Genomic DNA, 26,617 nt, shown 5'->3' on the forward strand with positions numbered 1-26,617 from the left:
CTTCAACTCCGCTCAGACGGACAGACGACTAAACGGAAACTAACCATAAAAGTTAAAACTGTTTAGTTGTGTTGGAAAGCAAAACCTGTAGCAATTCAGTTAAAGCAGCCCTGCCCTTTGTTCCAAATCCTCAGCCTCATGCTTCGGCCTGCGGGTTTTTCACTTCGGTCAGGTTTAGGTGGCCAGGATGGTGCCACTATTAAAGTTTTTATAGCGAATGCAAGGGACGGGACAGGCTCTGTTTAGAAGAACAAAACTTTGTTAAATAAACCCGACAGCAGCGGGTAGCCCGCAGTGAAGCGCAGCGAAACGAGGACTACAAGCGGATGGCGGGGCGAAAGCACCTATGGAACACAGACCGTTCGTTTCCAAAAAAACTTTTTAATAAATAAATTGGGAAAGGATGGATGGTCTTCAACTCCGCTACCATTGACAGACTCCAATAGAAAAATCGTCATTGCGAGGAGGAACGACGGAGCAATCTATCACGCTTATGATCCTTGCTTTAAAGATTGCTTCGCCGGCTGAAAAAGCCTTCTCGCAATGACGATGACTCTTGGCCTTTCAATTTGCTAAATTAGCTGTCATTGCTATTGATTTTTATCCAAAATTATCCCTAAGACTTACAGTATAGACTTCGATCAGACTGACCATAAAATTAAGTTTACTAAAATCTTTCGGAATCAAATGAAAACGCAGCGGAGTGGAGTGTTCTACTAAGATAGATTTCTCGACTACGCTGCGCTTTGCTCGAAATGACTTTTTTTTATTTGCTCAGCTCTGCAAAATATTTGTGGAACAATGGCAAAGTCTCGATTCCTTTATAATAATTGTAAATATCGTATTTCTCATTAGGCGAATGCAGTGCATCGCTATCTAAACCGAAACCAAAAAGTACCGATTTAATACCCAATACCTCCTCAAACAAGGCTACAATGGGGATACTGCCTCCACCACGGGTTGGGATAGCGGTTTTACCGAAACTATCTTCAATTGCCTTTTCAGCCGCTTGATAAGCTATGCTATCTGTTGGGGTAACCACCGGTTCGCCGCCATGGTGAGGCGTAACTTTAACCTTTACATTTTTAGGGGCAATACTTTCGAAATGTTTGGTAAAAATTTCGGCAATTTCTTCTGAATTCTGATTAGGCACCAAACGCATCGAAATTTTAGCATTGGCTTTACTTGGCAATACGGTTTTGGCACCTTCGCCGATGTAACCGCTCCAGATTCCGTTTACCTCTAAAGTTGGGCGGGTGCCTGTACGCTCCAGGGTTGAGTAACCTTTTTCACCCCAAACTTCTTCGATATCTAAATCCTTTTTATATTCCGCTTCATCATACGGTGCAGCATTTAAGGCTTTTTTCTCCTCGTCTGTTAATTCTACCACTTTATCATAAAATGCAGGGATGGTAATGTGGTTGTTTTCATCATGCAAAGAAGCAATCATTTTACAGAGAATGGTTGCCGGATTGGCCACTGCACCTCCATAAACCCCTGAGTGTAAATCGCGGTTCGGACCCACTACTTCCACTTCCATATAAGCCAAACCACGTAAACCGGTTTCGATTGATGGGTGTTCCATACTGATCATCGAGGTATCAGAAATCAGAACCACATCGGCTTTTAACCGCCCGGCATTTTCATTTACAAAAATACCCAGATTGGCAGAACCTACTTCTTCTTCACCTTCAATCATGAACTTAACATTGCAGGCCAGTGTATTGGTTTGCATCATCAGTTCGAAAGCTTTTACGTGCATGTAGAACTGACCTTTGTCATCGCAGGCACCACGGGCGTAAATTTTGCCATCGCGTACGGTTGGCTCAAAAGGTGGGGTATGCCAAAGTTCCAATGGGTCGGCCGGCTGAACATCATAGTGGCCATATATTAAAACAGTTGGTAAAGCAGCATCGATCATTTTTTCGCCATATACGATAGGATACCCGGCTGTTGGACAGATTTCTACGTGATCAGCTCCTGCATCCTTCAGTTTTTGTGCCACATAATCGGCAGTTTTTAAAACATCAGCTTTGTATTTAGGATCGGCACTAACCGATGGGAAACGCAATAACTCAAACAATTCATCTAAAAAACGTTGTTTGTGCGTTTCTACGTATTTTTTAATCTCTTGCATAACAAAATTAGTTTGGGCAAATATAGCCTTTACCAGATAAAAGGCACAGTAAACCATCAAATTATCGTTAGGTGGGCATAAAACATACCAGGCATCAGGAAGGCTGGCAGAGTTAATCACCTTAGCTCGAAAATTAGGATGTGACGCCCATATTTAAAACCTGCCTGTTCGTACATACAAATCGTTTAACGTTTGTAAAAAAGAATAGTCCGATATTATTTATATTTACTTTTTTGTAAATTGCGCAATTAAAAAAATATCCTTAAATCCCGCACGAAAGAATCTACAATGAAGTTTAGCGCAAAAGTATTTATATATCTGCTGCTGCTACTTATTGTCCGCGTATCTTCTTTCGCACAAACGCCTGCCACTCCCCCCACCCGCGTAAGTTGCCCTGAAGCCGCTCAATACTACGCTAAAGACAGCATCAATATCGTCACATTTGGAGCCAGCACCGTAGAAGGTGTAAAAGGTATTGGTTTTCAAACCATGCTTAAGAACAATTTTATGAATTGTTATCCAAATAAGATTGTGGATATCACCAATCATGGCATTGGTGGGCAGACGACACTTCAGGGATTGCTCCGAATCGACAATGCCATAGCCAGCAGAACAGGTTTTATCGTCATTAATATGGGCATTAATGACGCGGTTGCAATGACTATGGGCAAAGGAAGCGTAGCCGAAACCGTTGCCAATATGCGGGCTTTAATTACGATTAGCCTCAAACAAAAATTAGTTCCTATTTTATGCACGCTACAGTTTGTTGATGACAGAACCATTAAAGGTTATGTTGCTGTAAATACCAACATCAGGAACATCAATGCAGCTTACCGAAAATTAGCGGCAGAATATAAAATATACCTGGCAGATGTAAATGCGGCAATGAGACGCGATTTTTCACTCTATCAGGATCCGTTTCACCCAAATGCACGGGGTTACCGATTGGTAAGCTATGTCATTTTCGACACGATCAATAAAGCAATTTTTGATAAGTTCCTGAAGTTTACCGTTACACAGAATTACCCGAATCCTGCAGCCTCACAAACATTTATTGATCTCGTTTTGCCTGAAACAGATAAAATTAATGTCCAGATTTATGATATGATGGGCCGCTTGATTAAAACAGTGGTAAACGAATACCTTAATATCGGAAAACACACTTTAGAAATCAATACCTCTAATTATGTTCCAGGCATTTATTTCTTTAAAATTTCTTCCGATTCTGGTCAATACAACGCTACCAAAAAGTTTATTGTGGCGAGGTAACAAAAGATTGAAACAGGAGTGTACTTATAGCTGAATATGTTTTATACCTTTAAATATGTGTACAGAGACCACTTTTACCAACGAAGTTATAAATCCCGATCTTCTTCCAAAATATGAAAATATCCGGTTAAGCCGGCCACATCCGGATTATTGGAAAATCATTTGTATCAATCTGTCGATCTGCTTTGGCCTGCTGGGCATAACAATGGGTATTCTTATGTTTTTTGTTGAGGAGGTAAAAGCAAATGCAATAGGGATCATTCCCATTTACGTAGTGCTTTTGGCCAGTTTCTTTTTACTTTTTAGCGTGAGTTTTAAAAAAAGGGGTTATGCGATCCGTACCCATGATATAATTTATAAGAGCGGTATTATTGCAGAATCGACAACCATTGTCCCGCTAAACCGGATTCAACATATTGAGCTAAACGAAGGCCTGTTTTCCAGGATGTACCAACTCGGATCGTTACAGTTATTTACCGCAGGTGGCCAAACCGGTCATATCCATATTTCGGGTATTGCCATTGACGAGGCTAAGCGCGTTAGAGATCTGCTGTTGAACAAATTGGAGCAGCTTGAAAATTCATCAGCAGAGCTAAACACCCATGAATAACGATTTTAGTAAACCGCAGCGCGAATCGGCCCTGGGTATCATCATTATGGGTGCGCATACGATACTCAAAATTGGCAAGGCAACATTTCTCTTTTTAATCATTATTTTCATCAGGCTGTCTGGTACTTCTTTGCTCTACCTCATGCTGGGTATTTCGGCTATAATGGTACTCAGTTTCATCTTTGCTTATTTATGGTACTTAAAATTCACCTTCTTTTTAGACAAAGAAAAGCAGGAATTTGTGGTAAATAAGGGCATATTTAATCGCGATCAGGTCATTATTCAGCTTGATAAAATACAGCAGGTAAATATTAACCAGAATATCTTGCAGAAAATTATCGGCGTGTATGGATTAAAGATTGATACCGCTGGCGCTCATGGAGAAGAAGTAAGTATCAGGGCCATCAACGAAACCTCGGCCTATAACCTTAAAGAACATCTGTTAAACAGACAAAGCAGTCTGCAACCGGAGGTTGAACCGGAAAGCGACAGCATAAAAGAAGCACCATTTTTAAGGATCAGCTCATGGACCTTGCTTAAAGTTGGGTTAACCTCTAACTATGGACAAAGCTTAGCGTTAATGGTTGCTTTTTTTTATACCGTTATTTATGAAGGAAGGCAATTACTCGATGCTTTTAAAATTAATAAGGATGTGGTTCAGAACACGGTAGCCAGCATGTTAACCATTGTTACCGTCTTAATTTTGATAGCGTGCCTTTTGATTGTACTGTTAATGGTTAACCTGGTTAGAACCTTTTACAAGTATTTTGAGCTCGAAATTAGCGAACATTCCCATACACTATTGCTTTCTTCGGGACTGATTGCCAAGAAAAATACATTAGTTAGTCCAAATAAGGTGCAGATTACAAAATACAGCCAGAACTACTTTCAGAAAAAACTGAATATGCTCAATATGAGTTTAAAGCAGGCTCATTTTGGCCAAAGTAAAAAGGGACGTGAAATGCAGGGAAACACTTTGGAAATTCCGGGCTGTAATGCTGCCGAACGCAACGAAATACTGAAAATGATATTGGGCAAAGTACCACCAAAGGGAAAAACCTTTATTCCCGACTGGCGTTTTTTAAATCTGCCCGTTTTCTTCAAACTGATAGTGCCCATTTCAATATTTTTGATCTTCGCGCTCAATAGGCCAGAATTGAAACCTTATATCGGTATTGCAATCGCGTACCTGATTTTAGGTGTGGTAATGATCTACATCAGCTACCGCCGGCACCGGATTTCAGTAAGCCGGGATTTCATTATCAAAACCAGCGGAATCTGGGATATTTCCAAAGAAATTGTGCTGCCGAATAAAATTCAGGCCATTACGACCTTTCAATATCCCTGGCATAAAAGAGTAGATGTTGGCCACCTCATTTTACATACCGCCGCCGGTCAGATCCATTTTAAATATGGCAATTATACCGAGATTAAGCAACTTGTAAATTATTGGCTATACCAGGTGGAAAGCAGAAATGAAAATTGGATGTAAGTTTTAAAAAAAATAATCAGTATGAGTGCCACAGAACAGATCATTTTACATGAAGATAAACTATTAACGGCTATACAGCGTGGAGATGTGGAAAGTTTAGACACGCTTCTGCATGATGATTTACTTTTCATACTGCCTAACGGCGTTACTATAACAAAGGCTATGGATATGGAAACCTATACCTCCGGAAACATGGTTGTCCATTCTATTATCCCTTCTGAACAGCAGATTAATCTGATTGATGATACAGCGATGGTTAGCGTGAAAATTGAGCTGAATGCGGTATATCATTCGCAATCCGTAGAAGGTATTTTCAGATATTTAAGGGTGTGGCAGTTATTTGATCAGGAATGGAAAGTAATTGCAGGAAGTTGTGTAACCCTATAAAATAATAGCTGCCAAGGCTAATCCCGGCAGCTATTATTTTATCAAAAGATTTTTAGCAGATATCCTGAACCCGATATCTTCACCCCACCTACAATATCATGATTCCTTTAATGTTTCCTACCTGCTTATAAACTGCAATTACCTCATCCGCATTTTGTACTGGTTTCTTTACCGTGATGGAAACATATTTCCCTGTTTTTGAAGGCTGCTCCATAAACTCATCGTTAGGTAAAATGGCACGTAACTCCTGTATTTTATCTAAGCCACCCGTGATGATGAATTTAAAATGGTAAACTCCCGGAAACTTTTCTACACTTTCCAGTTTCTCCTTTAAATTTACATAAATATCTTTGCTGGCCCCTTCCGGAATATCGGTAAACTCAATATCCTTATTTGTTCTTTTCTCTTCCATTATAATACCATCTCAAATTCTATACCTAAAAAATCAGTATGAAATTCTGACAGTATATATAGTTATTCGATTGAAGTAAACATCAATTTGGGTTTTGAACCTTTAATAGCAGCACAAACCCACGTAACTAAACCTTGGCAAAGCGGATACCGGCCTGGCGACTAAGGCCTGCAGGCGCCCGCCTGAACAAACGGGCAGGTATGAGCAAAGCAAAGGGCTGCAGAATGCCATGAGATATAGGTTTGCCTTTTCTAAAAACCAAAAGGGCAGATTTACCATAGCTATATCAGCCCCAAATAAAAATAACTATCGTATGGAAACAATTAATTATAATATTTTTCTGCCGCTCTATGCCGCGGTGGCATGGTACTTTGGAGCGCCAAAGTACCCAAAGCGCTTCGTCAATCCAGCAATGAGCCTTTTGCACAATCCCATGCGCATCAAAAAAACAGCGGCACTTCGTTTTGTGTTCAATATTTTTTAAAATTAAATCATCGTTATGAACACAAAACCACTGCGTTTCAGGTTTGTTAGTGCCATTTTTACTGTTGTGCAACTGTTTTTTTGATTTCCCCGACTTCTGGGATTGACAGCGGTCCTTGGTTAAAATCCGTGCTTTATTAAAGTTGGTTAGCAAAATGCCTAAAAATACTTAAAAAAGATGTGTCGACACGGTAGAATAAAAACAAGATCCATTTTACTATATGAGATAGATAAGGACCATATAAGCAAACCGGATAGGTTCTAAAACAAGTTCAGAATGACGACTGATGAAATAAAACTATGGGTTTTGAACCTTTAATAGCAGCACAATCCCATTTAAAATAGGTAATTATACGCAAAGCTAACCTTTGCTGTTCATTTTTATTTATTTCCATTTGTTCTTTTTTTAGTTGGTATTTTGGGCGTCTAAATTAAATCCTATGAATATAGATCAAATTGAAAATGATTTAAACAATCATGAAGTTGACCCCATTTTATTATTAAATCAAATATTAAGTAGCAACATTAAGAATCAAGCTATCAATGAAGTAATATTAGAGATGCAAACACAATTGTTAAAGTCAATAGATCCGAGTATTGACTTTGATACTCTTGCTAAACAACAAGCGGAAAGAATTGAAAAAAGAGTCTCAGAAATTCAAGCAGAATTATCTTCAAGGTTTTAATTCCTTTTCAAGTCGAACATTTGGGGGACTCTATAATACCTATCAAATTTAACCTTAACCCTTTTAGGTTTTACTATGAGCCATATAATAAGTAATTGTAGAGCTATGATAACACATAGCATTATTTCTAATTTTTCCATTTTTGTAAATTTTAAATTGTTAATATATTGATTTGTTCTATTTTTGATGCAATTGTTTAATACTTAATTAAAAATTATAGTTGTCTAAATTTAAACCCTAGTTAAAAAATTGTACTGATTTCGGAGTGCTATCCTTAATTACCACTTTAGCAAGCACGCATCCGAGGTATAAGTACGCCAATATGGCGTGGCTGTATCTTTTTGCGTGTATGGCCGTGGTAAGCCTTGGATAGCGGAAGATTTTCAGTCACGCTATTTTTTATCCGAAAATTACCACAAATCATGAAAAAAATCTTTTTGATAGCATCAATATTATGCTATTTCAGTAACGTTTACTCTCAAGAGTTAAATGAAGTTAAAATGCTAGGCATTGATAAGGAATTAGGTATAAAAATATTGAGTGTTAACACATCTTATTCTCTATTCAAAAAAGATAATAACTCGATAACTTACAAATCAAAATTAAATACTGGCTTGGATAAGTTTTCAGTATTTTCTTTTAATAAGTATGATAAATGTGAAAGGATTGATAATATTTTACCCAATATCTATAAACCTAAATTTATTGATGCGATGAATCAAAATTTATCTTTCAAAAAAGTAGATCAGTCAACATGGATTTGTGAAGCAGAAAACTTACAAGTTACAATAGTTGATGATAAGGATGTTTTAGATATTTGTTATGTGGAGTTGAACTAATCTTTGTTTTTAAACAAGAACTTAATAGCATCATCAAGTTTTTTATTGCCACTTGTTACCTTTTTAACAGTGGCTTTTTTCTTGCCTTTCTTTTTACCTTTTGTAGCTGTTTTCTTAGGGGCGTGTTTAATTAATGTTTTCATGCTACGAGGTCTTTATATTTAAGTCTACACTCCATATTGGAGATTATGATATTCATTTGAGATTGAAAGCCTAAATTACGATAGTTATGCCTAAAAGCAAACTCATAGAAATATTTTTGTAGGTGTTTACGTGTAGGTTTTACATAAATACCATTAATTGATCTTTTACATTGACCCCAAAATCCCTCAATGGCATTTGAAGTATATCCAGCATCATTCATATATTGACCTCTGCCATGATCTACAACCTGGTGATTATAAGTATCACTTAGTCCGTTATATGCGCTCCATTCATCAGATGTAAAGTCACTACCTGCTTTAACATTAGCTCTTACAATAGGCTGAATAGCTTTAGCACCAGTATTGGCGACTACAAAACATTTAACTCTTGAAGGCTTAACAATTATAGGTTTACCATTTTCGTCATAACTATACTCATTTGTCTGCATAAGCCCTAATACTGGTGTTTTATCCTTGAAACTACGTCCTTGCGACTGTTTAACTTTCTTGTCTCTATGACGATTTTTGTTGCGCCCACCGCAAAAGGTCTCATCACTAACTACATTCCCCTCTAATTGCTCATCCTTTTCGTTGCCTAATCCTTCGCGTATTCTTGAAAGCATAAACCAGGCTGTAGCTTGTCTTACACCTAAATCTTTACCTAACTGAACAGAACTAATACCTTTCTTATGTAGAACGAGATAAATAGCCATTATCCATTTTATTGTAGGGAGTTTGCTAGCTTCCATAAATGTTCCGGTTTTAGCCGTATAAATACGTTTACAACAAGTACATTTACGGCGTATACCATCCTTGAATATATATGCATTATCACCATTACAATCTTTATAAGGACATGGCATTTCATCTCCCCAACGTTGATATGCTAAATACTCATGGCAAGCTTTTTCATTGGGAAAAACATTAACTAAATCTAAAATGGTTTTGAATTGAATATCTTTAGGCATCGGAATAATAATTTAGTATCGTAAATATATGTATTTCTTTATTTGGAGGGGATTTTAAGGTTGGTTAAGTTTGCGTATAATTACCTTAAAATAAACCTTGGCGAAGCGGATACCGGCCTGAGCGTAAGGCCTGCAGGCGCCCGCCTGAACAAACGGGCAGGTATGAGCAAAGCAAAGGGCTATACACCCTATGAAATACAGGTTTGGCTTTCCCCTAAATTCCCTAATGCACAATTCATACCCAAATTTAAGCTCACGATCTTTTTATATTATTCGACAATACCGAATAAAGGAAAGATTCTAAGCGTGAAGTAGCTATTAGACCTAAAAAACAATACGAACAGCTAATAAAATAAGTTCAGCATGACGAATGCTTTGCACGAGCCATTGGATTTTAAAACTAATTACCAACACCTTTGGCAAAAAGCGACAGGAATTGTTATTTTTGAACTTTAAAAAAACAGGAGCCGATTTGGATTATTTAGCAGGATTAAACCCACAACAAAGAGCAGCAGTAGAGAACACAAAAGGACCGGTAATGATTGTTGCAGGTGCAGGTTCGGGCAAAACCAGGGTAATTACTTTTCGTGTGGCCCACCTGATCCAAACCGGTACCGACCCATTTAATATCCTGGTTTTAACCTTTACCAATAAAGCCAGTAAAGATATGCGCGAGCGTATCAGTAAAGTGGTTGGTGCAGAAGCCAAAAACATTTGGATGGGTACCTTTCACTCTGTTTTTGCCAAAATCTTACGTGTGGAGGCTGAAAAAATCGGTTACCCAAACAATTTTACCATTTACGATACCGACGATAGCAAAAGTGTAATCCGTGCAATTTTAAAAGAAATGCAGCTGGATGATAAATTATATGCCCCGAATTTTGTTTATGGCCGGATTTCTTCGGCAAAAAACAACCTTATTTCCTGGGGAGAATACCAGGCTAACGACCAGATTCAGGCTGAAGATATCCAGAATAAACGTCCGCTGTTAGGCCAGATCTATGAAACTTATGCCAAACGCTGTTTTAGGGCTGGTGCAATGGATTTCGATGACTTACTGTTCAAAACCAATATCCTGTTAAAAGAACATCCGGATGTATTAAATAAATACCAGCAAAAATTCAGGTACCTGATGGTGGATGAGTACCAGGATACCAACTTTTCACAATATACCATTGTAAAAAAACTGGCTGCTGCTTATCAGAACATTTGTGTGGTGGGTGATGATGCGCAAAGTATTTATGCTTTCCGTGGCGCCAATATCCAGAACATCTTAAATTTCGAACGCGATTACCCTGATTTAAAGGTTTACAAACTGGAACAGAACTACCGCTCTACCCAGAATATTGTGGATGCAGCAAGCAGTATCATTGCCAACAACAAAAACCAATTGGAAAAAAATGTATTTTCCGAAAATGTTGAAGGAGACAGGATCAAAGTTTCCCGTGCTTTTACCGATAATGAAGAAGGTAAACTGGTTGCCGAATCCATTATCCAGGAACGCAGCTTAAAAGGTTATGCCTATCACGATTTTGCCATCCTTTACCGGACCAATGCACAAAGCCGTGCAATGGAGGAAGGTTTGCGCAAACTCAATATTCCATATAAAATTTACGGGGGTACATCTTTCTATCAGCGTAAAGAGATCAAAGATTTAATTGCTTACTTCCGTTTAACCTTTAATCCGAAAGATGAAGAAGCCATTAAACGGGTAATCAATTATCCAAAGCGTGGTATTGGAGATACTTCAATCGATAAAATCATCGTTGCAGCCGATCAGCACAACCTCACCATGTGGGATGTGATTTCGAATGCACAACAGTATGTTGACGGGCGTTTGGCCAATCAGCTCAATGATTTCGCCATGATGGTGCAAAGCTTTCAGGCAGAGGCAAAAAAGCTTGATGCCTACGATTCGGCACTGTTTATTGCCCAGCATGCAGGTATTTTAAAAGAACTATATACGGATGACAGTGTTGAAGGACGTGCCAGATATGAAAATATCCAGGAATTATTAAACGGTATTAAAGAATTTGCAGAGCGTGAAGATATTGAGGAAAAAGGCCTTGATATTTTTATGCAGGATGTTGCGCTTTTAACCAACGATGATAAGGATGGCGATAAAAATAAGGATACGGTTTCTTTGATGACCATCCACTCTGCCAAAGGTTTAGAGTTTAAAAACGTGTTTATTGTGGGATTGGAAGAAAACCTGTTCCCATCGCAAATGTCGTTAACCAACCGCACCGATTTAGAGGAAGAGCGCCGTTTGTTTTATGTGGCCATTACCCGTGCAGAAGTAAAACTGACACTTACCTATGCCACCTCCCGCTATCGCTGGGGTACTTTAACCAACTGCGAACCAAGCCGTTTTATTAACGAGATTAACCCGAGATTTTTAGAACTGGATGTTAAACCGGCCAAATCAACCAGTTTTGAAGGCAGTTTTGACAGTGAACGTAAATCATGGACTTCGCAACCACGTGATTTCTTTAGCAAACCAAAACCGGCGGCCGGTGCAACTACTTCTGCCCCAGCTGCACGTCCGAAAACAACATCACTGTTAGCGAAAGCACATGTGCCGACACCTGGCTTTACGCCATCACAACCGCACGAATTTCAAGGTGGTATGGAAGTGGAACACGAAAAATTCGGCTTTGGAAAAATCATCAGCCTGGAGGGAACGCTGCCAGATGTAAAAGCTACGGTATTTTTTCAGGGTTTAGGGAATAAACAATTGCTTCTTAAGTTTGCCAAATTAATGATTGTAAAATAATTACGGTTTACGTTTAGACACTGAACCCCAGAGACACGGGGAAAATAATGTTGACTGGTCGAGGCTGTAAAAAAAGTAAAATCTTGCAGTTAAATTTCGTTTTCCGTCATTCTCGCGCAAGCGCAAATCTTAAAGCACTCTTCAATAGCATTAAGTTCCCTAATAAATTGGGAATGACGACCTGTCAAAATATAATTTGCTTGGGTAAGCCAGCATAAATCTTTTTGATACAAGCTCCTTTTATGGATAAACATTTAATGAGATGCTGATTCAAATCCGATAACTAACTGTCGGATCAGCAAGACGATCGCTTTCGAAAATTACGCCCAACGCTATGCCCTCTGCACTTTCCTCTATGCGCGCTTTACGGTTAAAAACACTATGGTTTAAAACTTGAAAAACCATAAAATTATCCTTAATATTGGGTTCGGTTCTCCCGATTACAAACCATGCAACTCACCAGGTTAGAAATTAAAGGTTTTAAAAGCTTTGGCGATAAAGTGACCATCAACTTTAATGAGGGGGTTACGGCTATTGTTGGCCCTAACGGTTGTGGAAAATCGAATGTAATTGATGCCATGCGCTGGGTTTTGGGCGAACAGAGCACCAAAGCCTTACGTTCGGAAAAGATGGAGAACATCATTTTCAACGGCACAAAAAACCGTAAACAGGCACAGCTTGCTGAGGTTTCGTTAAGTTTTGATAATACCAGAAATATTTTGCCTACTGCTTATTCGCAGGTTACCGTAACACGTAAACTCTATAGAAATGGCGACAGCGAATATCGTTTGAACGATGTGCAGTGCAGGTTAAAAGATATTACCGACCTTTTTCTGGATACCGGGATCGGCTCTGACAGCTATTCAATTATTGAGCTGAAAATGGTTGATGAAATTATCACCAACAAAGAACATAGCCGCCGTGGTTTATTTGAGGAAGCATCAGGCATTTCCAAGTACAAACTCCGTAAAAGACAAACTTTCAGCAAATTAAAAGATACAGAAGCCGATTTAGAACGGGTAGAAGACCTACTTTTTGAAATTGAAAAAAACCTGAAAACACTCGAAAATCAGGCACGTAAAGCAGAACGCTATTATAAACTAAAAGAACAGTACCGAGAGTTAAGTGTGCAACTGGCTACGCACCGCATCGCCTTTTTCCGCACTGATTTAAGCGCACTCGAAACCCAGGAGCAGCAGCAAATGCTCAACCGTACCGAACTGAGTACCAAAATAGATACCGGTGAGGCCCAACTGCAAAAACTGAAACTCGGCAGCATCAGTCAGGAGAAAAACCTTTCGGTACAACAAAAGGCCACCAACGAGCTGGTTTCCAAAATCCGCGCCTACGAAAGTGAGAAAAAAGTAAAAAACGAGCAGATGCGTTTTTTGCAGGAAAAAGAAACACGTTTATCGGGCGAACTGGAAAAAGATAAAAATCAGGTTAACCACATCAAATACAATATTAAACGTTTAAATGAAGAAGTGGTAACCGAAACGGAGGTATTTAACCGGTTGGAAGCTGACTTAAAACAGCTAAAATCAACGCTTGATACCTTGCGGGAGCAGCAGCAGATTGAAAAAAACCGGATTGACAACCTGATCAAATCGGTTAATGAACTGCAGAATAGGGTTTACCAGTCACAAAAGGAAATTGATATCCTGAATATCCAGAAAGATGCCCTGGTACAGGAAAGCAACCGCAATGTGGATGATACCGAAACCAAAACACTTGAACTAAAAGCTTTTGACCACGCTTTGGCGGAACTTGATATCCAGGTGCGTGAAAAACAGGCCTACATTAAAAACCTTAGCGAAGCAGAAGAGCTATTAAAAACGCAGCTCGCCAATGCCGAAGTTAATCTAAGTTCGAACAAGGAAAAATTAATGGCCGAAAACCGTAAAAAAGATGCCAGGCAAAATGAATATAACCTTACCAAATCGCTGGTTGACAGCCTGGAAGGCTTTCCTGAATCGATCCGGTTTTTAAAGAAAAACAGTGCTTTTGCCAAGAGCGCCCTGCTCCTATCCGATATTTTATTCTGTAATGAAGATTATCGTATAGCCATTGAAAACTATCTCGAACCGGTAATGAACCATTACGTGGTTGATCAGTATACAGATGCTGTTCAGGCCATCAACCTCCTAACTGATGCCAGCCGCGGAAGGGCAAACTTTTTTATTTTAGAAAATGTTCCGGATAAAAATCCTGCTGTCGGCGATTATGAGGGATTGATAACGGCCTTATCAGTGGTAGAGGTCGATAAAAAGTACCAGCATCTGTGTAATTTGCTTTTGCAAAATGTTTATATCGCTGTAAACGAGCAGGAAAACCGTTTTAAAACAACCCCAACCGATAGTTTAACCATTTTAGCCAAAAACGGCAAATATGCACAAACCAAATTTACGCTGGCCGGAGGTTCGGTGGGTTTATTTGAAGGTAAAAGGATTGGCCGCGCCAAGAATCTGGAAAATCTGGCCAAAGAAATCAAAGCCTCAGAATCACTGATCAATAAATACAATGAGGCCATTAAAGCAGAAACCGATCTGATCTTTAATTTAAAAGAAGCTTCAAAAATTAACCAGATCAATGCTTTGCAGCAGGAAATGAACCGCTTAAATAACGAGCATATTTCTGTTCAGACACGTCGTGATCAGTACCAGGAGTTTATCACCACCAGCGAAAACCGAAAAACAGATATTGCACAAAAGATCGTATCCATAGAGAAAGCTTTATCAGAGAAGTTGCCCGCATTGGTTCAATTGCAAAAAGACCAGCAGGAAGCACACATGAACCTGCAGGAGCAACAGCTTAATTACCAGGAAATTGCCGATCAGGTAAACGAAAGCGCGGGAAAATACAATCAGGACAATATCCGTTTCCACCAACAACAAAATAAGTTATCTGGCCTGGAAAAAGATTTAGATTACCGTTTTGTACAGGAAGAAGCTTTAAACAAACGCATCGCCCAAAACGATAAAGAATTGCAGGAAACCCTGGTTCAGATAACGGCAACTTTGCAACACACCGATCTGAATGATGATACCCTTTTAGAGATGTATCAGCAACGGGAAGAAATGGAAAAAGGGCTTGCCGAAGCTGAAAAAGAATATTTCGAAATAAAAGACCGTATTAATCAGGTGGAAACCGATTTAACCAACATCCGTAAAAACCGCGAAGAAGCCGATTTCCTTTTAGCCGAAATCAAGGATAAAAAGAATGCGTTAAAGATCGATCTGAATGCTTTGAAAGAGCGTTTAGCGGTAGAATTCAACATTGATATCAATGATCTTTTAGAAACTGATACTGCTGTTGAAGCGTTGGAAAGTGAATTCGAAATCCGCCAGAAGGTAGAAAAAATGAAACGCCAGCTGGACGAATTTGGCGCCATCAACTCTATGGCCATGGAGGCCTTCAAGGAAATGGAAGAGCGTTATACTTTTATCCAGAACCAGAAAAAAGACCTTAACGCCGCTAAAACCGATCTTTTACAAACCATTAAAGAGATAGACGATACGGCTAAGGATAAATTTATGCAGGCCTTTACCCAGGCCCGTGAACACTTCATTGTAGTTTTTCGCTCGCTGTTTAACGAAGAAGATAGCTGCGACCTCATTTTATCTGATATCAATAACCCTCTGGAAGCAGATATTGATATTGTAGCCCGCCCTAAAGGGAAAAGACCACTATCCATCAATCAGCTTTCCGGTGGTGAAAAAACGTTAACGGCTACTGCGCTGCTGTTTTCACTTTACTTATTAAAACCTGCCCCTTTCTGTATTTTTGATGAGGTTGATGCCCCATTGGATGATACCAACATCGATAAATTCAATAACATCATCCGTAAATTTTCTGATCAGTCGCAGTTTATCATCGTATCACATAATAAACGTACCATCGCCAGTACTGATATTATTTATGGCGTTACCATGGTTGAACAGGGTGTTTCGAGGGTGGTAGCGGTAGATTTAAGAGAAGTAGCGGCTTAGCGCTGTATATCCGACCTTGAGAGTAGGTACGACGACGCAATCTTTTATTCCCATTTTTTAATTAAGAAAACGAAAGCCACAATCATTGGCGGCCTGCAGCCCTGCTGTACGCTGTAATCCCGATTAATGGTCGGGAGCTGCCGTTCCCATCAGTTTAAGAAACACAATACCGCACAAAAAACAGCGTTGGAATAGCGTACTGAAAAATGTATATTTGTTAATAACACCAAAGATATGTTAGCCACAGTTAAAGGATATTACGAAAAAGGAAAAATAACGCTGAAAGAAAAAGCGCCTGTACAGACCAAAACAGAAGTTATAGTGACCTTTTTAACGGAAGATAAGCCACTTTTGGCTAAAAGGGTTCCTGGTGCATTTAAAGGCAAGATATCAATTCCAGATGATTTTAACGATCCTCTAGATGATTTAAAAGAGTACATGTAATGGCATCTAGTTACTATCTTTTAGACACGCATTGCTTACTTTGGTTTCAGGAAAACAGTCCAAAAATCCCAGAAAAAGTATTGGATATCATTCAAAACATAGAAAATATCATTTACTTTAGTCAAATTAGTCTATTCGAAATCTCAATAAAACAATCTCTTGGCAAACTCCCCGAGTTCAGTGTAACTGTTGAGGACATTTATAATCAGGCACTTTTAGATGGTTTTACTTTTTTATCAATTGAAAATTCTTCAATTTTCAATTATAATAACGTCCCATTGTTGAATGAGCACAGAGATCCATTCGATCGATTACTAATTTCTTCAGCGATACAACAAGATGCTACTTTGTTATCTGCCGATGAAAAATTCAAGTTGTATCCGACTATTTTACAATTATTTTGGCAGTAATTTATTATAATCATGAAAATCCTCTATATCATCCCCTTAGCCATGATGCTCAGCTGTTGTTCGTCAGTAAAAAAGCAAACGGATACTACCGGTCAGGGCAAATTAGATACCCAGCTATTAAAAGATATTGAAGTATTATCATCAGATGCTTACCAGGGCCGTAAAACCGGAACAAAGGGTGCTGAAATGGCAAGAGCTTATATTATACAAAGATTTCAAAAATTGGGATTAAAATCCTATCCTCAACATGTAAACTATGCCCAGGAGTTTACTTTTAATGATAGAAAGGGTACAAAGGTAAACGGAACCAATATTATCGGCTATATCCCTGGCAAAAGCACCAATGTAATTGTCGTTTCTGCGCATTACGATCACCTGGGTGTGATAAAAGATGAAGTGTTTAATGGTGCCGATGATAATGCATCAGGAACGGCAGGTTTATTAAAAATCGCGGCCTATTTTTCAAAAAACAAACCCAATAATACCATTATTTTCGCCGCTTTCGATGCCGAAGAAATGGGTTTACAAGGCGCGAAGGCATTTGTGGGCAACCCACCTGTACCCATTAACACCATTGCCATTAATCTGAATATGGATATGATCAGCCATAGTGATAAAGGCGAACTATACGTATGTGGTACTTTCAAATACCCCGATTTGAAGCAATATATTGATACCACACGAACCGGTATCAAAGTCAGTTTAGGCCATGATGATCCTAAACTAGGTCACGATGACTGGACCAACCAGAGCGATCAGGGTGCTTTTAATGCTAAAAATATTCCATTCTTATACTTCGGTGTAGAAGACCATAAAGATTACCACCAGGCAACAGACGAATACAGCACCATTACACCGGCATTTTTTAGCAAAGCAGCAGAAGTTGTGTTGGATGTAGTAAAACGTATAGATGATCAAACCGGTTTGCAACGACTGTTAAAGGATAAAATGATTATGAAGGACCATTCGCAAAAACAGCAAAAGTTCTAGAAATTTTATCAAGGATAAATATTTAATTCGTGAAAAACAGCTTAAAACACTGCGTTGTATTATTGTTGAGTTTCATTTCCATGCAGTCATTTGGGGACAGCTACGAAATTAATGGAACTTTAAAGGGGGCTAAAAACGGTTCCTGGTTATTTCTCAGAATTAAAGAGTCAAATCAAATTATTGATTCAACACAGATTATAAATGAAAAATTCATATTAAAGGGAAAAATAAATGACTCTCCTGTTGAAGTTATTTTACATGATAAATCTTTTAGCAATTATATCTTTTTATGGCTGGAAAATGTTCCTATTTTACTTAAAGGTATGAATAAAAATTTTTGTGAAGCCAATGTAAATGGTGGACCAATTTTGAATGAGTCTTCTCAATTGTTTAAGTCAATATATGCAATTGAAGCAGAGCAAAAAGTTTGGGACAAAAAATTAAAAGCTTTGAATTTAAAGGGAAAACCTGACAGGAATGATATCATGCGGCAAATATTTAAATCAAGGGAGAAGGAGAAAAATGCATATATCAAACATATTGAAACGCACCCAAATTCAATAGTCTCAGCGGCTGTACTGGCTGCTTATGCCACAGCTTATGGAAAAACAGAATCTACCCGGCTGTACAAATTGCTTAGCAAAGCTATTCAGGAAACGCGATATGGGCAGCAAATTCTTCAAACGATAACCCTTAACGGGGAAATAGTTGTCGGTAAAAAATTCATAGATTTTGAACAGCCTACAACGACAGGAGAATTAGTCAAGCTTTCTTCAATAAAAGCCAGATACCTTTTACTTGAGTTTTGGGCTGCCTGGTGTTCACCATGCAGAAGAGAAAACCCTGAATTGATAAACTCTTATAATGAATTCAAAGATAAGGGCTTTGATATCTTCGCCGTTTCCTTAGACAGGAAAAAAGAAGATTGGCTTTATGCGATAGCCGAGGATAAACTGCCCTGGAGAAATGTCAGCGACCTTAAAGTTGCTCAAAATAGCGCAGCCTTGATTTATGGTGTATCAGCTGTCCCGAGAAATTTTCTGATCGACGAAAATGGAATAGTTGTCGCCATAGGATTAAGGGGCGAAAAATTAAACAACAAATTAAAAGAGCTTTTAAATTAATTTATAACCTTCATTTATGAGCGACCTACCCTATCGGTAGGTTTTTTTTATGCTTTCTAAAAATAACATAAAAAATATTTATCTGATTATCAGATGTTTAAATAATAAACTATAAAAACAGTTTGAAAACTATTTTTATAGTAGTAACTTCAATTAACCAAACTACAAAAATAGTTGATATGATAAAAGAACTCACAAAAGCAGAAGAACAGGTTATGCTCATCCTTTGGGAAATGGGTGAAGCCCTGGTAAAAGATGTGATCGATAAAATGAACGAACCCAAGCCCGCCTACAACACGGTTTCTACCGTAATCAGGGTTTTGGAAGGAAAAGGTTTCGTTGATCATAAGGCCGTAGGCAATACACATATCTATTTCCCTATCGTCAAAGAAACTGATTATAAACGGTTTGCACTAGATAAGGTAATGAATAATTATTTTGAAAACTCGTATGAAAGTCTGGTTTCGTTCCTGGTGAAAGAAAAAAGTATGAGTACAGCAGAACTCAATGAAATTATTCAATTGGCCGAGAAACTTAAAAAAGACAAGTGATGAGCTGGTTATATTATTTACTCGAAGCAAATCTATACCTGATCCTGTTTTATGGATTTTATAGATTATTCCTCCACAGGGAAACTTTTTATGGGTTAAACAGGTATTACCTGATTTTCTCCTCGATCCTGGCTTACACGCTTCCCTTCTTTCAGTTGGGTTTTTTAATGAAGGAAATCGTTTTCCATGATACCGGATATATTCAAATGGAAGAACCTAAAGCCGTTTTCGCATTGGAAAATATCTTTGTAGCATTATATCTGGCGATTTCTGCTGCCTTGTTACTAAAAGTTTTGTGGGGACTAATATATATTATAAGGTTAATGCGAAATACCCGTAAAAAGAAAGAAAATGGTATCACCCTTATTGAAATCCAAAATTCAAAAATGGCATTTTCATTCTTCAATCTTCTTTTTATTGATCCGGAGATGAACCAAAAAGCTACCGTGTTAAAACACGAAATGGTCCATATCAAACAAAAACATAGTCTTGATATTCTTTTATTCGAACTCATACAGATTTCGAGCTGGTTCAATCCGGTTATTCATTTCATCAAGAGGGATATCAGGCTGTTACACGAATACCTTGCCGATGAGGCCACGACAAAAAAAGACATTGCCAAATATGATTATGCATTGTTCCTGATCCAGAGTTCGTATGGGAACCGGGAAATTTCCCTTAGCAATCATTTTTTTAATTCATCATTACTGAAAAATAGAATAAGTATGTTAAACCAAAAAAAATCGGCAAAATGGGCCAGGCTCAAATTGCTATTCATCTTACCCCTAAGCGGGTTTATGCTGTTTTTATCAACAACAGCGTTCACAAAGGACTACCATACGATCCGGTTTGGACAAAAACAGGAGCGCTTAACCATTGTCTTACAGGATACTACGAAGAAAAAATCGGATAAAAAAAGATTACCACCCCCACCTCCAAAAGAACCGGGCCAGGACCAGGGCAAAAAAGTTACGGAAATAAGGATAATTGAGCCGATTGCTGGAAAAGACGATAGAAAATTACCGCCGCCGCCAGCAGAACCAGGTTCATTCAAAGCAAAAAAGATTGATGAACCAAAAGTAAACAAAGTTAGATTTGCTCCACCTATCGTTAAAAAAGACAGTAGAAAATTAGCTCCGCCACCCCCGCCCGTTAAGGCAAGACCAACCAAAAGTGCAAATGACAGCGAAACCACTAAAGGCAATTCGGAAATCAATGATAATAATAGCGTACAGTCTGTTAAAAATACCTCAGCAGCAGGGCAAAAGGATATTAAATTGGCAGGTGTTGTCGGCTATCCAAGTAAAGGTAACAAAAACACAGTACCTGTTAAACAGGTAAAAGGAACAAAGATGGAAGAAATTATCATTGAAGGATACCCGAGCAAAAAACAATAACTATTGCGGCACATAAACCACCAATTTGGTTTCGAAGAAATCTTCATCAAAATAAGCTGAAAGCGGATATAATTCCGCTTTCAGTTTAATTAAATTATCTTTTCCCAAGGCTTCACTTCTATGCCGTTACTTCGGTTTTGAGTAGCTCCACCTGTGTAATAAACTATTGTTTTTAAAGCTTTTTTTTCGTCAGCTATTCTTTTAAAATACAATAGGCCTTTTTGGTAATCAGCATTCATTGTAGCACCAGCCTTAATTTCTATGGCTGTAACTGCTGAGGCTGTATCAAGCAGTACATCCAATTCATTCCCGGTTTTATCACGCCAGTAATATAGGTTATCCTGCAGGCCTTTGTTCAATCGCTGCTTAAGCAAATCTATAATTAACATATTTTCGAATAATGAACCAATACTGGGATGTAATATTAATTGTTCCGTATTTTGCAATCCCAGTAAACTACATGCTACACCGGTATCATAAAAGTAAAGTTTAGGTGCTTTAATAATTCGCTTATTATAATTATTGTAAAATGGTCTCAATAAGTAAATGATATAGCTGGACTGTAAAATAAACAGCCAGGCATGAACTGTTTTAGCATCAATGCCACAATCATTCCCCAGCGATTGCATATTTAAAATCTGTCCTGTACGACCAGCACACAAACGCAAAAACTTCGTAAATAAAGCTAGATCGGTAATGTTTTTGAGCTGACGTACGTCCCTTTCAATATAAGTGTTGATATAATTAGGATACCAATCAGTTGGATCTATCTTTTTATACAAAGGTTCTGGATAAGTTCCATTAAAAATGTGGTTTTCATAGCTTAATAACAGTTTAGCACTTTTTAATTCCTTCAAACTACAAGGCAATAAATGCATATAAGCCACTCTACCCGCTAACGTTTGTGATATACTTTCCTGCATCAAAAAGTTATTGCTACCACTCAGAATAAAAAAACCAGGTTTATTGTTTTCATCAACTATTTGTTGGATATAGGAAAACAAATGGGGGAGTTTCTGAATTTCATCCAAAATTGCACCATTCTTAAACTGTTTTAAAAAACCATTGGGATCAGCCGTAGCAAATTCGGCCACATCTGGGTTTTCTAATGATATATATGGCTTACGTGGAAAAGTCGCTTTACAAAGAGTGGTTTTCCCACTTTGCCTTGGCCCAACAACAGCAACTACCCTAAATTTAGAGGCCAATTCTTTTAACTTATTTTTAGCAACTCGCTGTATCATAAAATAAATATAAAAATAAATTGGACAAATCCGGAATTGAATTCCATATTAGGACAAAATAAATATATAATTAGATGATATACAATGAAATAAAAATATTTTTTTTAATTAAACTGAAACATAAACCACGTACTTTGTGTCAAAAAAATCTTCGTTGAAATAAGCTGAAAGTGGATATAATTCCGCTTTCAGTTTTGATTCCTTAATTTCATCTGCCAAATCGCCACCTTTTAAGTACAAAATACCATTTGGAATAGCATTTATTGAATCTTTTTTAAATTTCCCCTGTATCCATGGGTAAAATTCCCCTAAACGGGTAACCGCCCTCGACACGACAAAATTGAATTTTTCCTTAACCTGCTCAGCCCTTAAATGATCGGCACGCAAATTTTCTAAACCTAGTGCCGAAGCCACTTCTTTAACAACCTTAATCTTTTTTCCAATGGAATCAACCAGATAAAATTGCGTTTCAGGAAATAAAATGGCCAAAGGAATCCCCGGAAAACCGCCTCCTGTACCTACATCCAGCACTGATTCACCAGCTTTAAACTTACATATTTTAGCTATGCCCAGTGAGTGGAGCACATGGCGCTCGTACAGCTCTTCAATATCCTTTCTCGAGATGACATTGATCTGTGCATTCCAGAAGCTATATAACTCAAACAACTGCGAAAACTGCTTCAACTGCTTTTCAGTTAGATCAGGAAAATACTTTAAAATGATATCTGGCTTTACATCAGGCATATTGCAATAACTAAGGATTATGAACTATTTCCATTTTACATTCTTCTTCCCGAACATGGATAAAAATCCGTTTAGGGTTAAAAACAGAAACAAAAGTATATCTAAAATCGGGAACCACCAACGCAAATCGCCATAGTTTAACCGCTTAAGTAATTTTGGATAAATCAAACACCTGATCACAATGCTTAATCCCAGGATTACAAGTGCTGTGTATTGCGCTTCGCGGCTTAAAAACATACATACAGCAAAAAAGGCATAAAATAGCAGTTGGAAAATAATCTGAAGGCTCAAAATAAACTGATGTTTCGGTTTATAAAACTTTCCAGCCCCAAAATGACGTTTTTTTTGCCTCAGATAACCTGCCCATGTTTTATTTGGCTCACTCCATACATGGCTATCCGGATGTATACGAATCTCAGTATTATACTTATTGGCATGTGCATTAATAAATAAATCATCATCTCCGGAAGGGATATGCATATGCGCAGCAAAACCTTTATTTTTAAAAAACAGAGATTTTTTATAGGCCATATTGCGCCCAACGCCCATATAAGGCATGCCTTTAAGGGCAAAAGAAAGATAATTAACCGCAGTAAAAAAGGTTTCGAAACGGATCAGCGCATTTAACAGGCTGCGCCTTTTGATATAAGGTGAATATCCCAATACAATTTCCGTTTGCTCATCGGCAGGCTCCTGCATATCCATCAGCCAGTTGTGAGATGCAGGCATGCAATCGGCATCGGTAAATACCAGCCAATCATATTTGGCAGCTTTTATCCCCATGGTAACGGCAAATTTTTTGCCCGCAATAAACTTATCGTTATCTAAAATTTTAACTACTTTAAGGTTATGGTGTTTCTTTTCAAACGCTTCTAAAAACTCTTCCGTACCATCCCACGAACGATCATTAACCACCACCACTTCAAATTCAGGGTAATTTTGACTGAATAACGAAGGAAGATACCGCTCTAAATTAACAATTTCATTCCGGGCACAAACAATAACACTTATCGGTTTACGCGCCGAAAAAGGCACTTCTTCAATACTTGCCCTGGCCAGCTTCAAATGAACAAAAAGTACGTAATAAAGCTGAACCAAAAGGCAAAAAGCCAATAGCGAAAGCAGAATAATTTCAAGTGGTGTTAATATCACGATGATAAAATAAATAGGCGCAAATTTCTCATTTTTAATCTGTAAATCACTTTTATGTGGATAAAAAATTAAACAAAAATATGCCCTCAATTTTTGCTATTTTTGGCAGATTTTTGACGAGGAAAATATATTATGAAATTTAGTTTACAGGCTAATGATCCCCTATCTAAAGCCAGGGCCGGAACAGTAACCACCGCTCACGGCGAAATACAAACCCCGATTTTTATGCCTGTGGGCACTGCCGGAACGGTGAAAGCTGTACACCAGCGTGAGCTTAAAAATGATATTGACGCAAAAATCATTCTCGGAAATACTTATCACCTTTACTTAAGGCCAGGACTTGAAATTCTTGAAAAAGCAGGTGGCTTACATCAATTTATTGGCTGGGACCGCCCGATTTTAACTGATAGCGGTGGTTATCAGGTTTACTCTTTAAGCCAGGTGCGTAAAATAAAGGAGGAAGGTGTTACTTTCCGTTCTCATATTGATGGATCAAAGCACCTTTTTACACCCGAATATGCTATGGATATTCAGCGCACCATTGGTGCCGATATCATTATGGCCTTTGATGAATGTACCCCCTACCCATGCGATTACACTTATGCCGCTAAGTCGATCAAAATGACCCACCGCTGGCTGGAACGTTGTTGCACCCATTTTGATAATACCCAGCCTAAATATGGCTTCGATCAAACACTTTTCCCTATTGTTCAGGGATCTGTATATAAAGATCTAAGAATCAGATCTGCAGAATTTATTGCCAGTATGAACCGTGAGGGCAATGCCATAGGAGGCTTGTCGGTGGGTGAACCTGCCGAAGAAATGTACGCCATGACCGAAGTGGTATGCAATATATTACCAGCCGAAAAACCACGTTATTTAATGGGAGTTGGTACACCCATCAATATCTTAGAGAATATTGCGTTGGGTATTGATATGTTCGATTGTGTGATGCCAACCCGAAACGCAAGAAATGGTATGTTATTTACCAGAAACGGTATTATAAACATCAGAAATAAGAAATGGGAAAACGATTTTTCTCCATTGGATGCAGAAAGCGACCTGCATGCCGATCAGGTAACGACTAAAGCTTATTTAAGGCACCTGGTACATAGCAATGAAATGCTTGGCGCTCAAATCGCGACCTTGCATAACCTGCATTTCTATCTTTGGCTGGTAAAACAGGCCAGGGAAAAAATCATTGCTGGTGAATTTTACGAGTGGAAAAACAAAATGGTTAAAGTGTTAGGCAATAAACTATAAAATGAATCTGTTAAAAGGGAGAATAAAAATCATCGATCAGTATATTATCGGGAAATACCTGGGTACATTTATCTATACCCTTGCCATTTTTGTGATCATTATCGTTGTATTCGATCTCTCCGAAAAAATGGATGATTTTATGAAAAGCGGTTTGAGTTTCTGGGGGATCCTCTCCAAGTATTACGCCGGATCCATCCCTTTCTATGTGAATATGCTTTCGCCACTGATCAATTTTATTGCAGTGATATTCTTTACGGCTAAAATGGCCGATCAGACTGAAATTGTGCCAATTTTGAGTGGTGGCGTGAGTTTTAACCGGTTTTTATTTCCTTACCTGGTATCGGCCTCTATTATTTTTTCGGCCAATCTACTTTCCAACCTATATCTTCTTCCCTATACTAATACCTTAAAAAATAGCTTCGAGAATACCTACGTAAAACGTAACGATCCTTCCACAAAATCAAAGATCCACATGAAACTGGATGACAAAACCTATATCTATATTGATAATTTCGACAACAAAACAAATTCAGGATATCGGTTTTCTTTGGATAATTTTAGTGGAGATGTACTCACCAAAAAAATCGTTGCGGAAAATATCAAATGGGATTCGCTTAAGCGTAAATGGCAATTGAGCAATTACTCTATCCGTAAGATTGACGGCCTGAAAGAAACCATGATTTATGGTAACGGCAAGCTTAAGGATACCATTCTGGATATGCGCCCGGATGATTTTTCGGCCTATGATAATGTGGTGCAGAATTTAACCACTAAGGAACTTTCAGACAAGATCAGGAAAGAAAAAATCCGCGGAACAGGCGTCATGAACGACCTTCAGTTTGAAAAGTATAAACGCTACCTGCACCCTCTTTCGGCTTTCGTGTTAACACTGATTGGGGTGGCACTTTCTTCGCGTAAAGTTCGCGGAGGAGTCGGTGTATCCTTAGGTATCGGGATCTTCATCAGCTTCGCTTACATCGTGTTCAACCAGTTTACACAAATGTTTTCTACCAAAGGCGGATTACCTCCGTTTGCAGCCGTAATCATGCCTACATTATTCTTTGGCTTACTAGGTTTTTACCTGTTAAGAAAAGCACCAAAATAGCG

The 26,617-nt window shown here is 38.3% G+C and carries 24 protein-coding genes; 17 read left to right on the plus strand and 7 right to left on the minus strand.

From position 1 onward, the window contains the following. Positions 1-766 precede the first annotated feature (766 nt). A complete protein-coding gene (locus ACK1I8_RS11285) occupies positions 767-2,137 on the minus strand; it encodes a dipeptidase (RefSeq protein ID WP_412465492.1) in 1,371 nt (456 codons plus the stop codon). 288 nt (positions 2,138-2,425) lie between these two features. On the opposite strand from ACK1I8_RS11285, the gene ACK1I8_RS11290 reads away from it, so the two are divergent. The 4 genes from ACK1I8_RS11290 to ACK1I8_RS11305 are packed head-to-tail and all read left to right on the plus strand — an operon-like array spanning position 2,426 to position 5,895. Then, positions 2,426-3,406 (plus strand): GDSL-type esterase/lipase family protein, encoded by a 981-nt coding sequence (locus tag ACK1I8_RS11290; RefSeq protein WP_412465493.1) that lies wholly within the window; start codon positions 2,426-2,428, stop codon positions 3,404-3,406. 55 nt (positions 3,407-3,461) lie between these two features. Continuing rightward, positions 3,462-4,016: a PH domain-containing protein gene (locus ACK1I8_RS11295; protein ID WP_412465494.1), complete on the plus strand. Its 555-nt coding sequence runs from the start codon at positions 3,462-3,464 to the stop codon at positions 4,014-4,016. Further along, on the plus strand, positions 4,009-5,508 hold the full coding sequence (locus ACK1I8_RS11300; protein ID WP_412465495.1) for a PH domain-containing protein: 1,500 nt from the start codon (positions 4,009-4,011) through the stop codon (positions 5,506-5,508). Before ACK1I8_RS11295 ends, ACK1I8_RS11300 begins: the two co-directional genes overlap by 8 nt. 21 nt (positions 5,509-5,529) lie before the next feature. Further along, positions 5,530-5,895, plus strand: a complete 366-nt coding sequence (locus ACK1I8_RS11305; protein WP_412465496.1) for a nuclear transport factor 2 family protein — start codon at positions 5,530-5,532, stop codon at positions 5,893-5,895. Positions 5,896-5,983: 88 nt separating this feature from the next. Here the strand turns inward: ACK1I8_RS11305 and ACK1I8_RS11310 are convergent, their stop codons facing one another. Continuing rightward, complete coding sequence (locus ACK1I8_RS11310; protein ID WP_412465497.1) at positions 5,984-6,307, minus strand: DUF493 family protein; 324 nt, start codon at positions 6,305-6,307, stop codon at positions 5,984-5,986. A 313-nt stretch (positions 6,308-6,620) separates the two neighbouring features. On the opposite strand from ACK1I8_RS11310, the gene ACK1I8_RS11315 reads away from it, so the two are divergent. From ACK1I8_RS11315 to ACK1I8_RS11325, 3 genes are all read left to right on the plus strand, one after another. Next, positions 6,621-6,791 carry a hypothetical protein gene (locus tag ACK1I8_RS11315; protein ID WP_412465498.1) on the plus strand — a complete coding sequence of 57 codons (171 nt, stop codon included), beginning with the start codon at positions 6,621-6,623 and terminating at the stop codon, positions 6,789-6,791. 439 nt (positions 6,792-7,230) lie between these two features. Next, a complete protein-coding gene (locus ACK1I8_RS11320; protein WP_412465499.1) occupies positions 7,231-7,476 on the plus strand; it encodes a hypothetical protein in 246 nt (81 codons plus the stop codon). 422 nt (positions 7,477-7,898) lie between these two features. Then, the gene (locus tag ACK1I8_RS11325) at positions 7,899-8,315 is read left to right on the plus strand and encodes a hypothetical protein (protein ID WP_412465500.1); all 417 of its coding nucleotides are present in this window, start codon (positions 7,899-7,901) and stop codon (positions 8,313-8,315) included. Here ACK1I8_RS11325 and ACK1I8_RS11330 read toward each other — a convergent pair. Further along, positions 8,312-8,458, minus strand: a complete 147-nt coding sequence (locus tag ACK1I8_RS11330) for a hypothetical protein (protein WP_412465501.1) — start codon at positions 8,456-8,458, stop codon at positions 8,312-8,314. The two genes, ACK1I8_RS11325 and ACK1I8_RS11330, sit on opposite strands and share 4 nt — an antisense overlap. Beyond that, positions 8,455-9,426 (minus strand): IS1595 family transposase, encoded by a 972-nt coding sequence (locus ACK1I8_RS11335; protein ID WP_412465502.1) that lies wholly within the window; start codon positions 9,424-9,426, stop codon positions 8,455-8,457. The genes ACK1I8_RS11330 and ACK1I8_RS11335 overlap by 4 nt, the downstream gene beginning before the upstream one ends. A gap of 472 nt (positions 9,427-9,898) precedes the next feature. Here ACK1I8_RS11335 and ACK1I8_RS11340 point away from each other — a divergent pair, with 472 nt between their 5' ends. The 8 genes from ACK1I8_RS11340 to ACK1I8_RS11375 all read left to right on the plus strand — a co-directional run bounded on the left by ACK1I8_RS11340 (position 9,899) and on the right by ACK1I8_RS11375 (position 21,107). Beyond that, on the plus strand, positions 9,899-12,202 hold the full coding sequence (locus tag ACK1I8_RS11340; protein ID WP_412465503.1) for an ATP-dependent helicase: 2,304 nt from the start codon (positions 9,899-9,901) through the stop codon (positions 12,200-12,202). A 449-nt stretch (positions 12,203-12,651) separates the two neighbouring features. Then, positions 12,652-16,191, plus strand: coding sequence for a chromosome segregation protein SMC (gene smc, locus ACK1I8_RS11345; RefSeq protein WP_412465504.1), 3,540 nt, complete (start codon positions 12,652-12,654; stop codon positions 16,189-16,191). Positions 16,192-16,425: 234 nt separating this feature from the next. Next, a complete protein-coding gene (locus ACK1I8_RS11350; RefSeq protein ID WP_335321384.1) occupies positions 16,426-16,635 on the plus strand; it encodes a hypothetical protein in 210 nt (69 codons plus the stop codon). After that, positions 16,635-17,045: a type II toxin-antitoxin system VapC family toxin gene (locus ACK1I8_RS11355; protein WP_412465505.1), complete on the plus strand. Its 411-nt coding sequence runs from the start codon at positions 16,635-16,637 to the stop codon at positions 17,043-17,045. The genes ACK1I8_RS11350 and ACK1I8_RS11355 overlap by 1 nt, the downstream gene beginning before the upstream one ends. A 12-nt stretch (positions 17,046-17,057) precedes the next feature. Further along, positions 17,058-18,035 (plus strand): M28 family peptidase, encoded by a 978-nt coding sequence (locus ACK1I8_RS11360; protein WP_412465506.1) that lies wholly within the window; start codon positions 17,058-17,060, stop codon positions 18,033-18,035. 29 nt (positions 18,036-18,064) lie between these two features. Beyond that, positions 18,065-19,159 carry a redoxin domain-containing protein gene (locus ACK1I8_RS11365; RefSeq protein WP_412465507.1) on the plus strand — a complete coding sequence of 365 codons (1,095 nt, stop codon included), beginning with the start codon at positions 18,065-18,067 and terminating at the stop codon, positions 19,157-19,159. 179 nt (positions 19,160-19,338) lie between these two features. Further along, positions 19,339-19,710, plus strand: a complete 372-nt coding sequence (locus ACK1I8_RS11370; protein WP_412465508.1) for a BlaI/MecI/CopY family transcriptional regulator — start codon at positions 19,339-19,341, stop codon at positions 19,708-19,710. Next, on the plus strand, positions 19,710-21,107 hold the full coding sequence (locus ACK1I8_RS11375) for a M56 family metallopeptidase (protein ID WP_412465509.1): 1,398 nt from the start codon (positions 19,710-19,712) through the stop codon (positions 21,105-21,107). Before ACK1I8_RS11370 ends, ACK1I8_RS11375 begins: the two co-directional genes overlap by 1 nt. A gap of 89 nt (positions 21,108-21,196) precedes the next feature. Here ACK1I8_RS11375 and ACK1I8_RS11380 read toward each other — a convergent pair whose 3' ends face one another. The 3 genes from ACK1I8_RS11380 to ACK1I8_RS11390 all read right to left on the minus strand — a co-directional run bounded on the left by ACK1I8_RS11380 (position 21,197) and on the right by ACK1I8_RS11390 (position 24,337). Then, positions 21,197-22,351 carry an ATP-binding protein gene (locus ACK1I8_RS11380; protein ID WP_412465510.1) on the minus strand — a complete coding sequence of 385 codons (1,155 nt, stop codon included), beginning with the start codon at positions 22,349-22,351 and terminating at the stop codon, positions 21,197-21,199. 108 nt (positions 22,352-22,459) lie between these two features. Then, entirely contained in the window at positions 22,460-23,095 is a 636-nt protein-coding gene (gene rsmG / locus ACK1I8_RS11385) for a 16S rRNA (guanine(527)-N(7))-methyltransferase RsmG (protein WP_412465511.1), read from the minus strand. A 24-nt stretch (positions 23,096-23,119) separates the two neighbouring features. Then, entirely contained in the window at positions 23,120-24,337 is a 1,218-nt protein-coding gene (locus ACK1I8_RS11390) for a glycosyltransferase (RefSeq protein WP_412465512.1), read from the minus strand. Positions 24,338-24,379: 42 nt separating this feature from the next. Here ACK1I8_RS11390 and tgt point away from each other — a divergent pair, with 42 nt between their 5' ends. Then, positions 24,380-25,510: a tRNA guanosine(34) transglycosylase Tgt gene (tgt, locus tag ACK1I8_RS11395; protein WP_412465513.1), complete on the plus strand. Its 1,131-nt coding sequence runs from the start codon at positions 24,380-24,382 to the stop codon at positions 25,508-25,510. A 1-nt stretch (position 25,511) separates the two neighbouring features. Further along, positions 25,512-26,615 (plus strand): LptF/LptG family permease, encoded by a 1,104-nt coding sequence (locus ACK1I8_RS11400; RefSeq protein WP_293788632.1) that lies wholly within the window; start codon positions 25,512-25,514, stop codon positions 26,613-26,615. Positions 26,616-26,617: the final 2 nt, after the last annotated feature.

The organism is Pedobacter sp. KLB.chiD (genome assembly GCF_047040275.1).
Taxonomy (GTDB): Bacteria; Bacteroidota; Bacteroidia; order Sphingobacteriales; family Sphingobacteriaceae; genus Pedobacter.